Source organism: Filifactor sp. (genome assembly GCF_057248345.1).
Genome location: NZ_DBHIIC010000013.1, coordinates 1 through 12,046, shown reverse-complemented (window position 1 = coordinate 12,046; position 12,046 = coordinate 1). Strand labels below are relative to the sequence as shown.

Sequence of the window (12,046 nt, the reverse complement as noted above, 5' to 3'; positions counted from 1 at the left end):
AAGCCATATTCCTTTAAACTCCATCCCTAATCACCTCTTAACAATTTTTCATATTGCAAAACATCAATATCTTCCTGATAGGCTCTATCTATCAGAACTTCAATAAATCTTGCCATCTCCTCTTTGGTAAATTGAGAAGTACCTAAATAGCACCGATAAAGTACTGAGTTACCTCTCTTCTCAACCTCTTTAACCACTCTATAAATATCTTCCAATCTTGGTTTTGCAACTTCCAAAGTTTGAATGTAATCCGTCTTTATCTTTGCCTGTTCGATAATCTGACAATAGATATTCATTTCATCCGAACAATAGCCGTTTATCTTCTCATCAATCATTGAGATGATCAGCCAAATGTATCTGTTCTGCTTCAATGTCCTTTTATCTTTTTGGCGTTTAATCTCAAGTTTGACAACCTCTCCAGGAGCAAACTGTTTCATTTTTTCAATATCATGTCCAGGTAGTATAATTTTGAGTTCTTGTCCTCTTAATTCTCCAAGCCTTGCATAACTTATCATTTTTTGTATCTCCTCATGTCATCCGTAAAGTTTGGATAGAATCTATCTAAATAGTTTTTAACCTTATTCAATAACTCTTTTCTCTCTGTGCTTTGGTCTAATCTCCTATGACAATCCATACATAGAGTTACAATATTTTGTTCAATCCCTAATCCGCTTTTTGCTCTTGATATATAGTGAGCGTTCGGCATTGCGGAAGAGGATCCGCACAAAATACATCTGTGCCTGTCCCTCTCCCATACTGTCATTTTAACTTTTTTACTGATTGTTAGCTCTTTTGTTCGTCTGTTCATCACATTTTAGAAAGCTTCTTCATAGCTTTATCAAATTGTTCAAATGTCAATGTGTTAATAGGTTGTTGATATGCTTTTTCGATATCAACATTCTTCATCTTTGCCAACTGCAACAAATCTCTCAATTGTTCGGTTGTAATTATTTCGTTCGGATTAGGAGCTTTATTGATTGTTTTGCTATACTTTGTTCTGTCGCTTTGCCAGTATACATCTGCACCGACTCCCAAAGCTTTACACGCCACACTAATAGCGTCAGTAAGTGCCATTTTGTAGCTTTCGTCTGAAATATACATCCCTTTTGATTCTTTGGAAACCTGCATACTTCCCCCGATTCCTTGTATCGGTTTTGACCAATCATCACCGATTTTGACATACAAGTTAATCAAAATGTTTGTGATGATTTCTCCTGTTTCCTGTTTATCAAGCCATTTTTCCTCAATCGTGTAATACCAACCGGTTCCACACGGACCGAATTGTTCAGTTAAAGCCTTAATTCGCCACATCGGATTGATGTCCGTGAAGCCTTTTATTCTTCCGGCGGCGATTTTTTTCTGTGCATTTTCAGGAACTTCTCGCACTTTTTCGTAAATATCAAGATTGTTCATACTATCCCTCTTTCTGCAATCTACTTAAATATAATACTTTCCGATTCTTTGAGAGAGATTCCGTCAATTACCTCTCCATTTTCCAAAGCCTTTTTCAAAGCAGTTTTATCTGCTGTGTAGGTTGGTTTTGCGTAATCCTCTCCCAGCTTACTCAAGTCTACAGAATCATCAATCTGTACACTTTTTGTGTGAGTGAAGTAAATAGTTCCAAAGGTGTTTTTTACCTTTTCCATGCCTAATTTTTTCAAACAATCCGACACATAACCTTTATATCTGTCAAATGCGTTTTGTTTTGATTTTTTCATAGCTTGTAGGCGTTTTATTTCATTGTCGATAGTTTCTATCTCCGCCTTGAAATTACGGGTAATATGGAGCAAATTTCCCTCTTTACTTTGTAATTCTTCTGTGATTGCCGATAAGATTTGTTCTTTTGTTTCTTCGTTAAATTCTTCGCTTTCGATTATCTCTTGATAATCGTTAATCAATTCGTACAGCTTCATCCTAGTTCTCCCTTTCCCATCCTGTGATTCCGTGCACTATTGTTTCCCCAAAATCAGCTATAAATTCACTTGTGTATTCCCCTTCTTTTTCCTGAATCTTTGCAAATTCGGACAATTCATCAAGATTCAAATAACCGACATTTTTCAACTTTATTTCATCAATATTCAACTCAACTCTAAAACCTGTTTTGTTTGCAAATTCGTTCAAATTACTTTGTGCTTCTTGTAATAATTCAACTGCTCTAATTAACTTATATACAGACTTCATTTGATTTCCTCCTTGTTATATGCTATAATTACTAATCGTTTATTTTTTTATTGGACTTTGGCACTTCTTTTGTGTCGAGTCCTTTTCTTTTAAATAACAATTTGGACAGATGTAATAATTCAGTTTGCGCTTTGACGCTAACACACTCACAGTCCACCAAAGATTGCATTTCTTACATCTTGCCATCATCAAAATACACCCCTTTCATTTTCAAGAACCTGTATACAAAATAGCTATATAGAGCAACCTCGCCCCAACCAATGATAAGGTAGGCAAAAAGTAAGCCCCAAAATCCAAAGCTTACATAAAACCAAGACCAATCCAAGTCTTGCATAAACACCAATGCAAGTAGCCACATCCACCACATCTATTTCACTCTCCTTATTGATATATTTCTGACATTTCCCACCTTTGGTACTTTCTGAATGTCCAGCCACTTATCTAAATCATCTTTCAGATAAGTAATCGGATTGTTGGACACCCTCGGCGGAAGTAAGTCCTTATTCTTCTCAATCCAACTTGTGGATTTGCCAATATACTCTGCAGTTTCTTTTTTGTTAAGTGTCTTTTTGTAGCTTGTCGGCACTTGATTCCCAAAAAACTCTTTTAGACATCCCATCACAATTTTTCTAATTTCCTCTTCCATAATTCACCTCTAATCAATCGGATATATGCCTTTCCAGCCGTTCTTAATCGACCTCAATAACATTTCAACTTTTTCAAGGTCATTCTTTGAATAACTTTCCAAATCTTCTTTGAGATTCTCACATTGTTTTGGTGCAAATCCTTTCATTTGACAAAAATAATCAAACAAAACATCTGTGATTTCCTGAATCTTGTTTAAATCAAAATTTCCTTTAAGCCTCCTAGGACTTCTTTTAATTCGTTGTTTTGGATGAATGTCAATTGAATCTTTATCAACATAGAATTGTTTGATTATCATCCTGATTAAAGAAGGATGTTTAATACCTTTTCGTTTGCAAAAATCATCCATAATTTTATAAGTACTTTCTGCCAAAGGAACTCCTCTTGTCATAGGATTTTCAAATCTTTTTCTCTTCAATTCAGACTCAGCTTGTTTACTGTAAACTTCATCAAGCTTATCCATGTAATATTCAATCATTGCTTTAAGGAGATTTGTGGTAGTTGCATTAAATTCATCCGCAGCCTGATTTAATTCAATGAGTTGTTTTTCGCTAAAAGTGAAATTAGCTTTTGTAGTTTTCACATTATGCACCTCTCTCAATCATAGGAAGAATTTCAATCCCTTTTAGGAACTCATACAAGAACAATCTTCCTTTTTGTGTCCAGTAGGTGTGCGTTTTTGAACCTTGCGTTCCATCTGTTCGGTTATAGTTCTGTGTCTTTGTCTGCGTGTATCCTTTATCTTGATACTTTGCATACAAGAACCAAACTCCGCCTTGTTTGTATTGGATTCCATTTTGTCTCAATTTTTCGTTAAAGCCTTTTGCAGCCATTCCGTAATCCTTTGCAATCTCTGTAACAGATAACAAATCTGCACATTGTAGAACCAAATCGTAATAGGTTGCTTTCGGTTTTAATTCAGCAATTTGTTGCTGTTGCACTTTGTTTTCAATTCTTAGGTTATTGATTGTTTCATCAGCAATCCGTAAAGCTCTTGCCATAATTTTTTCAGGACTGTTGTATTCTTTTTCAACCTCGATAAAGTATTGTCTTGCTTGTTTTCCTTTTTCACTGCGTTGGATCATAGCGATTTCTTTTGCCATGTCTAATTTGATGATGTGGTCGGTCGATGGTCTGCCGCCTTGAGGTTTTACTGATTTTTGAGTAAAAGTTGAAAAATCAACATTTTCAGTAAATCCATACTCAATCATTCTAGGGAACCAATCGTTATATCTTTCCTTTACTTCCAAAAACTCATGCAGTTCTCTGCCGGAAATACATGGTTCTTGTTGTTCGTTAGTTGTAACTTTTAATAATTCATTCATTTTTCGTTTTCCTCCTTTTCTTGCGTTTACGTAATATTTTAATTAAAAAAAATTGATTCCTTTTCATCAAGTGATAGATTCAAATAATCGGAAATTGCTTGGATTTCATCCCTGTAAAAGTCGCTACTTCCATTCATTTTACGATAAAGCGTCGCAAGATTAACATTAAGAATTTTCGCTATATCATCTTTTGATTTTTCATACTTCAGCAAGGCAATCTCAAATTCTTTTTTAGAAAACATATATTTTTCCCTCCTTTCTTTTTTGCGTTTACGTAAGTACATAGTACGCCAACTTTTTTAGTATGTCAATACGAAAACGCAATTTTTTTATTTTTTATATCAGATTTGTTGCAAAAACGCAAAAAATAACCTATAATATAAGTAGAAAGGAGGTAATCATAGATGAAATTTAAGGACAAAATAAAGACCCTTAGGTTGAGTAGAAATTTAACAATGGATGAGCTTGCGAAAATGGTTGGAGTATCTACCCCAACGATACAAAGGTATGAATCTGGAGAGATAAAGAATGTTCGCAGAGATAAAATTTACAATCTCTCAAAAGCTCTCGGAACAACTCCCGCCTACCTAATGGGCTGGGAGGATGAGATATTCCACGACTCAGACATCAATGAATTAAATGATTTTTTAGATGAGTTTGGTATAACGATTAAAGCAGTTAATGAAGAAGATCCGGATTGGGGAGTTTTTTACAACGGAGGCTATGTGCGGATTGACGTGGAGGATTTGTGGAATCTATACCAAAAATCAGACACAATGGATAAAACAGCAATAAGTGAAGAATTGGATTGGATGGTTTCAAAGTCCCCAAAACGGGAAGAAAAACTAAGTTATAGTGAATACCCATACATACCTGACGCAGTAGCAGCGGGTATTCCCGAAACGATAGATGGAATGTCGAATCTGCCTAAAATTCCAATAGCTGATGAGATTTTAGGCAAATATGCACGAAGAAAGAACATCATAATCATGCGTGTAAATGGAGAGAGTATGAACCGAGTTATCCAAAACGGATCCATCATAGGTGTCTACACCGATATAGACGCCAAAAACCTAAAAGATGGGGATTTAGTAGTATTTAATCACGATTATAACTACTCACTAAAAAGATTCTACAAAACTCCGGAACTTTTGATTTTTAGACCGGATAGCACAGACACATCTTTTACGGACATAATCTATAAGGTAGATGACGATGTAAGGATTGTAGGAAAAGTAATCATGAGCAGTATAAATTATAAATAAAAAAGAACACCAGAAGAATTACCCGTTATTATTTTAGGAAAAGTTATTGAATCAAGGAGAAAATTTTAAGGAGTTGATAAAATGAATGGTAATTTTATTTATAAAGTAAACGAAATACATCAAAAAAACCTATTATCCTCTACAGATTTACAACAGTTAGAGAGAGCGTTAAACGATGCTTTTCGAAGTTTGGAAGAGGAAGGGAACAAACCTACAAAAAAAGAGATTTTTGTTTACACTCTATTTTTATTTATTCCTCTTAATTCAGGAATGGCGCTTTTGTGTTCTCCTATATCAGGGATGTTTACACAATTTTTAAGTGTAGAGTTTTCGTTATTTTTTCAAATTGTTATTGCCGGTCTTTGTTCCTGTGCTATAACATATAAGCTATTAAATCAGCTATATCAGTCAAGAAAAGTAACATTTCATATGCTTTTTATTTTTAATATCGTTCAAGCTATATGTACATTTGTATTGCTTTCTATTGCGATTTTTTCATCATCTATAGGAGAAACAGATTTCCTTACAACTTTATATACAACACAAAGAAATATAAGCACATCATTTTTTGTAGTATTGAGTATAATATTTTTTATTCTTTCAAAAAAGGCAGATAATTATAATGAGCAGAAAAACAATTAAAAAACTTATATATCCGTTATTTGTTATCATATTAGTTAGTTATTTTTTTTACAATCATATATATAATCCTTATGTATATATTGCTAAAAACGGCACAAAATACCATACCTCAAGCAGTCCGTACTATAGAGCACATCCAAATGAATACACTAAAATCCGACTAAAAGAAGCAGAAAAATTACACTATGAACCTTGTTTGAAGAATTAAGAATGCACTTTAAAACAAAAAAAAGAGTAGTCATATAGACTTACTCTTTTTTTGGAGGGAATCATGAATCAACGTATATTTCACTAATATAGTCATATTATACCATTTTTTTACATAAAAATCAAAGAAAGGTGGGAAAAAAACAATGTCAATAGATAAAAGAAGTAAAGGAGTGTATCGGTTCAGAATCCAGCATAACAAACATTCATACACTACCACATTTTACGGCACAGAAAAACAAGCAAAGTTAGAACACGAAAAATTTAAGATAGCAGTAAAAAGCGGAAACATTAAGAGGGAAAGTACAATCACGCTTGGCGAACTGTGGGATATGTATTTAAAGAGCAAGAATTTAAAAGCTAATACTTTGTTAAGATACAACACAACAAGAAAAAGATTATCTTTTCTATTAGATATTGCGGTAGCAGATATAACACCTTTAATTATAGCGGAAACAAAATCTAAATGTAATAGCTATTCCTATTTAACAACTTTAAAAACAATATTAAATTATGCGGTAGAGTTGGAAATTATAGAAAAAAATCCATTTACAGCCAAACTTGAAAGGAATTACAATCCTAAATATGAAGAACTTTTGACAAAAGATCAAATTGCTACCCTCATCAACGCACTTTTTGAAAACAGGAATAAAAGAGTATGTACTCTACTATTAGTACAACTTTTATGCGGACTTAGAGTGTCTGAGGCAAGAGGACTAAAAGTATCAGACTTCGACTTAACAAATCTCAGCGAATTAAAAATACAAAGGCAGTATACAGCAACTAAAATAACCGATGATTTTAAAGAAATTAACGGAGATAGCACAACTAAAACACAATCAAGTAATAGAGTAGTCTATATCCCATCGATTCTACACGATAGACTGAAAGAAGTTATCACAGAATCAGAAGGAAAATATCTTTTTTCGACAGATGGTAACGCACCATTTGCAATAAGAACTGTAAATGGTCGATTGCAAAAAATTTGTAAAGATTATAGCTTGCCACATCTATCATCACACAAACTACGTGCTTTATTTACTACTCTATCTATCTACTCAGGAATCGATGTAATGTCGATTTCAAAAACATTAGGTCACACCAGCACTAGCATGACAGAAAGATATTTAAAATCTATAAATTCAGAGACAAAAAAATCGTACCAAAAAATAAATGATACGGTGATAAAATTAAAAAACTTGTCCTAAAATTGTCCTTGATAAAATTTATATTCTATGTAAACATTGAAATAACAGTTGTTTTAGAGTTGTGGTGCATTATTCATATAATCCTGTAACCGATTGATTTACCAAAATAATATTGCTCTTTCCAATTGTATTTTTGTTAACTGAAAAGCTACCTACAGTTTTTGATAATTCTATAAAAGTTAAATCAGCCTCTGTATTTATATCACATCTTAATAAAGTCAACATTTCATTCAGTACTTCTATCTTAGAAAGTAGGTCTTTCGATTCTATAAATAATGGTTTGGAACTTTCTACCTTATCAGAAGAATCAACCAGTCCCTTTTTATTAAATTTTTTCATTTTGGTTAAAAGCACTTCATAGAGCTGATTCACTTTTTTATGGGTAATATGATCCCTATCCTCATCAATAGGATAATCCCTCTTCTTTTCAAGATATTTTTCAATATTTCGTACCAATTCGTAATTTTCTTTATCCAGTTTCAGTTGAATTGCTCTTTTAAACTTGTTGTTTACTTCGTTCTCTCCTCTGATTCTCATTGGATATCCATTGATCATCAAAAGAGAATTCTTTTTAATTTTTTCAACCAATATTCTGACATTTTGATATCCCTTCTGTTCACAGTACTCCAAAAATGCAGAAGGAGAATGCTCTAACATATTTGCAATATAGATAGGCACCCCGATGATATGTCTTGCCCTATCTCCTTTCTTATCCTCAAATTCAATCAATGAAAAATAGGAAGTGTTTGCACTGAAATATCCTCCATATTTTTTTACATCCAAACCTTTCTTTAATGAAACGGTCGAATTTCCATTTTTGTTTTGTATTGTTGCATTAAATAACTCTCCTTTTTCACAGTAAGCATATTCTGTATACAAGATATTGTCACGTTCTACAATCTTTCTTATTCTGTCTAATGTTCCTCCATTATAACTCTTTGTATCCTCATGATAAGTACATTGTTCCCAAACAACTTCTCCTTTTACAATCACATCATTCTGAAATACTTTATTTAAACTGTAATTCGTATCTCTATTCTTTTTCATCCACTGAATCGGATTGGAGGTGAATTTTTTGTTGTATACATTTCCAACTACAATATTCAAGTATGCATCCTTCGCATGATGATAATCATTTACTCTCCTGGACTTCAAATAATTTAACGGCTTTTTTCGAAAATCCGACACCAAAGAGGATTTCACATAAATTACCTCTGAAGAATAAATCTGTTTGAATATATCAGCAATCGCTTTGGTAGACTGTCTTGTTTCTACCAACTGTCTTGCAATAAAACCACTTAACTCCTCATCTGTAAAATCACCTTTACGAGTCAATCTATCATACTTTGACTTAGTAATTAATTTTTTATTTAATAAAGAGAGCCAAAAACTATGCATCTTCTTTTGAATATCTTCAGACAATAATTCATTCGATTTTTTTGCATTATATGTTTTATTAACCAACACTAAGTTATCAATACTATCGTCTTTTATCTTGGATTGAGGGTAAATATGATCTCGATCCCACTTTGAATTTCCTCTAATTAATTCATTGATATCAATATCATCACCACTATACATACACTTTCCAAATTGAGTATAGTATAAAAATAATTTCATACTGTTAAAATCTCTTTCATCTCTATCTTCAATCTCTTTTACAAGTTCTCTACAATCTTCTTCACAAGCAGCATAAAGTTCTAACAATTGAGCTTTTCTGGATTTTGTTCTCTTCTTCACCTTCTCGCCACCACGAGCCATTTCAATAAAAATTTTTTTCGGTTCACAACCCATTACTTTTTTGATTTCTTCGGCAACTTGAATTGTTTGCCAAACTGCTCTCTTATTCTCCGGTGACAGAAACATTTCTTTTACCGTAGAATCATAAGTAATCTTATCTATTTTTCCTACTTTATCACTATTAAAGTCTTCAACATTGTCCATAAACGTAAATTTTTTACTCAAAATCTGCATTAAATTATTATCTGTTACCCACATTGCCGTAATAATATCAAATGTTTCGCCTGTTGAAACATCACTTCCGGATATTCCTTTCAAAAACATTTTCGAGAAGTTTCCCCAACCGGAATATTGAAACCCTGTTATTTTTTTCATCTGTTCTTCGGTCAATTGATTCGAATAATTAGCCCAAATGACTCTCTTCAACATTTCTTTATCATTTCCATAGATTGTAATCCATTTAATAATATCCTCTATCATATTTTGAATGGATTCTTTTTCTATTTCTTCTCCAAAAATTTGTTTTTTAAAATCCAAATATGATTTTAAAGAAGTCTTGAAATCTTTGTCAAATCCGCTTAAATCATCAATTTGTAGTTCTTTATCCTCAATTTGCAAATACTCTAATAAATTTTTTCCGGTTACTTTTGCCTTGTTTTGAAATAAATCTTCAAACACTTTCTGTTTGATAGAAGTAGGCAATTTTTTTCCTCTTACTTTCACATTATTCAATTCATTCAAAACCATATATTCGGAGTATAGGAGAGAATGTTTCGGGAGAACATCTTCGCCTATCAAATAAGTACACTTATTTGTCATTCTCGTAATAAAGTTTTCATTTGATTTTTCAAAATCTATGATTTCTTCCATATTCCAAGGATAGATTCTATCTTCTCTTCCCGGTTTTCTTACCATCCATACATTAGAACCTTTTTCTTGATGTCTTGTACTCAAAGGTCCTACATAGTATGGAATTTTAAACCTAAAGATACTCTCTATCTTTTGTACAACAGAATATCCGTCTTTATCTGTTTCTGTCAAAAAAGAATAGTGTTTTATCGCATGTTCTAATATTTTTTTCAATTCCACTTCATGAACTTGATGTGGAATGACACCATTATCCTTATTTCTTTGTATAGGAAGTAGTGTTCGATTTTTACATTCTTCTATCATCATAGTAAGGATTTCTAAATCTTCTTCTGAGGGTTCAATTTTTTCTAACAATTTTCCTAAATATTTATAAAACTCTTCCGGATTTCTTTTTTTCTCAATCCAATACTTTTTATTGTTCTTTTTTAATTTTCCTACATACGCACTGTAAGAGCCTGCTTCTTTTTCATCATTAAACATACGATGATATTCGTCTTTGGAACAATACTTTAGAATAATATCTCTTAATAATCTCAAGTTTGTTTTATGTTTCTCATACTGTTTCACTTTAGCAAAAGAAATATATTCATCTGTCCCCAAAATATCTACCAGGATATTCCAGTCGTACATCGCCTTCATTTGTTCAAAGAGATATATTTTTTCAGGGTCTTTTTCTTCTAAATTCTTTACAATCTCGCCTTCATACTTACCCTCTGAGAAAGAAAATGAGTCTATCTCTAATTCTTCTTTACTTACTCTCAAAAATTTGCAAACATCTCCCTTGTTCCCAACAATAAATTTACAAAAATTTTCGATTACTGCACCTTGAGCTTTTTTTTCTTGTTTTTCCAACTCATCACTTATTTCAAATAAATGCTTTAATTTTTTTACTTTTTCACTTTTTGCAATCGATCTATTTTTTAAGATTTCTTCAAATTCATCTTTCTGATTCTCAAACAAACTTACAGAAAGATTTAGTTCTTCTTGTAAACTCAACAAAAAGTTATCTAAGATAGGTCTAATTTGTTTTGCACTTTGCAAATCTCCATCAATTAAAAAATGACCTCTCGTTTTAATTATATTATGTAATGCCAGATATATCAGCCTGATGTCCTGTTTTTCCTCTGATTCTATTAAATGCTTTCGTAAATGAAAAATGGTAGGAAATTCTTTGGAATATTCTATATCAGAATAGTCTTTTTCGATGAACAACGGATATTTGAAATCATTAGACTTATCTTCCAAATGTAACCTACTCTCATTCAATCTTATAAAGAAGGTAGGATCAATTTTACTGATTTCAGGAGAAAAAATTTCTTGTAATAAATCAATTCGTTGTTTTTTTCTTTCAAGTCTTCTTCTGTTTCCTCTTTGTAGTCTCCTCTTTTCTGCTGTTTTTGCAGATTCAAATAATCTAATTCCCCACATGTCTTTTTTCTTGAATTTACATAGGTTGTATTGTGAATCGGTAACTGCCCAACCTACAGAGTTAGTTCCTACATCCAGTCCTAAATAATACTCTTTTGTCAAAATATACTCCTCCTTCAACATATAAGTACTTGATTTGTTTGTAATAGTGTAGTATAATGAGTCTAATCTCAAGTTGACTACCATAAGAGATTACACTACATGGTTCAAATAAAGAATTTTTCTAATCGCCCAAAGGGGCCCATATTGATATGGATGAAACTCGCTTAGCGAGTTTTTTTATGCGAAAAAATCTTACATTGTCAAATAAAATCAAACTCTTGTCCAATCATTCCGTTACCAATTGATATTCTTTCTACTTGTTATTATAGCATAAAATGAATATAAAAATCATAAATTTAATTTCTATCAAAAGAAAAATACAGAAAATAAAAAGTCTTCATTGATGGTCTATTGTCTTACTCGTAAAGTAAAGAAATCAAATAAATATCCACCGGCATAGCCGGTGGTTTTTCATTTTTGGGCATAGCCCTAT

At 32.3% G+C, this 12,046-nt stretch carries 14 protein-coding genes; 3 read left to right on the top strand and 11 right to left on the bottom strand.

Annotated features, from left to right (window positions below; genetic code table 11):
- Positions 1-26 precede the first annotated feature (26 nt).
- From ACO5GE_RS03940 to ACO5GE_RS03895, 10 genes are all read right to left on the bottom strand, one after another.
- Positions 27-515: a hypothetical protein gene (locus ACO5GE_RS03940; protein WP_484829629.1), complete on the bottom strand. Its 489-nt coding sequence runs from the start codon at positions 513-515 to the stop codon at positions 27-29.
- Entirely contained in the window at positions 512-811 is a 300-nt protein-coding gene (locus ACO5GE_RS03935) for an HNH endonuclease (RefSeq protein ID WP_484829628.1), read from the bottom strand. Before ACO5GE_RS03935 ends, ACO5GE_RS03940 begins: the two co-directional genes overlap by 4 nt.
- Positions 808-1,413 carry a hypothetical protein gene (locus tag ACO5GE_RS03930; protein WP_484829627.1) on the bottom strand — a complete coding sequence of 202 codons (606 nt, stop codon included), beginning with the start codon at positions 1,411-1,413 and terminating at the stop codon, positions 808-810. Before ACO5GE_RS03930 ends, ACO5GE_RS03935 begins: the two co-directional genes overlap by 4 nt.
- Positions 1,414-1,433: 20 nt before the next feature.
- Positions 1,434-1,913, bottom strand: a complete 480-nt coding sequence (locus ACO5GE_RS03925; RefSeq protein WP_484829626.1) for a siphovirus Gp157 family protein — start codon at positions 1,911-1,913, stop codon at positions 1,434-1,436.
- Position 1,914: 1 nt separating this feature from the next.
- On the bottom strand, positions 1,915-2,181 hold the full coding sequence (locus ACO5GE_RS03920) for a hypothetical protein (RefSeq protein WP_484829625.1): 267 nt from the start codon (positions 2,179-2,181) through the stop codon (positions 1,915-1,917).
- 172 nt (positions 2,182-2,353) lie between these two features.
- Positions 2,354-2,548, bottom strand: coding sequence for a hypothetical protein (locus ACO5GE_RS03915; RefSeq protein ID WP_484829624.1), 195 nt, complete (start codon positions 2,546-2,548; stop codon positions 2,354-2,356).
- Positions 2,549-2,827 carry a hypothetical protein gene (locus ACO5GE_RS03910; RefSeq protein ID WP_484829623.1) on the bottom strand — a complete coding sequence of 93 codons (279 nt, stop codon included), beginning with the start codon at positions 2,825-2,827 and terminating at the stop codon, positions 2,549-2,551. It lies immediately after the preceding gene.
- Positions 2,828-2,836: 9 nt separating this feature from the next.
- Positions 2,837-3,409 carry a hypothetical protein gene (locus tag ACO5GE_RS03905; RefSeq protein ID WP_484829622.1) on the bottom strand — a complete coding sequence of 191 codons (573 nt, stop codon included), beginning with the start codon at positions 3,407-3,409 and terminating at the stop codon, positions 2,837-2,839.
- A gap of 1 nt (position 3,410) precedes the next feature.
- On the bottom strand, positions 3,411-4,151 hold the full coding sequence (locus ACO5GE_RS03900; protein WP_484829621.1) for a phage antirepressor KilAC domain-containing protein: 741 nt from the start codon (positions 4,149-4,151) through the stop codon (positions 3,411-3,413).
- 38 nt (positions 4,152-4,189) lie between these two features.
- On the bottom strand, positions 4,190-4,393 hold the full coding sequence (locus tag ACO5GE_RS03895; RefSeq protein WP_484829620.1) for a helix-turn-helix domain-containing protein: 204 nt from the start codon (positions 4,391-4,393) through the stop codon (positions 4,190-4,192).
- Between the two features lie 162 nt (positions 4,394-4,555).
- On the opposite strand from ACO5GE_RS03895, the gene ACO5GE_RS03890 reads away from it, so the two are divergent.
- The 3 genes from ACO5GE_RS03890 to ACO5GE_RS03880 all read left to right on the top strand — a co-directional run bounded on the left by ACO5GE_RS03890 (position 4,556) and on the right by ACO5GE_RS03880 (position 7,473).
- Complete coding sequence (locus tag ACO5GE_RS03890; RefSeq protein WP_484829619.1) at positions 4,556-5,416, top strand: XRE family transcriptional regulator; 861 nt, start codon at positions 4,556-4,558, stop codon at positions 5,414-5,416.
- A gap of 81 nt (positions 5,417-5,497) precedes the next feature.
- Positions 5,498-6,058, top strand: a complete 561-nt coding sequence (locus tag ACO5GE_RS03885) for a hypothetical protein (RefSeq protein ID WP_484829618.1) — start codon at positions 5,498-5,500, stop codon at positions 6,056-6,058.
- 353 nt (positions 6,059-6,411) lie between these two features.
- Complete coding sequence (locus ACO5GE_RS03880) at positions 6,412-7,473, top strand: tyrosine-type recombinase/integrase (protein ID WP_484829617.1); 1,062 nt, start codon at positions 6,412-6,414, stop codon at positions 7,471-7,473.
- A gap of 69 nt (positions 7,474-7,542) precedes the next feature.
- Here the strand turns inward: ACO5GE_RS03880 and cas9 are convergent, their stop codons facing one another.
- Positions 7,543-11,613 (bottom strand): type II CRISPR RNA-guided endonuclease Cas9, encoded by a 4,071-nt coding sequence (gene cas9 / locus ACO5GE_RS03875; RefSeq protein WP_484829616.1) that lies wholly within the window; start codon positions 11,611-11,613, stop codon positions 7,543-7,545.
- Positions 11,614-12,046: the final 433 nt, after the last annotated feature.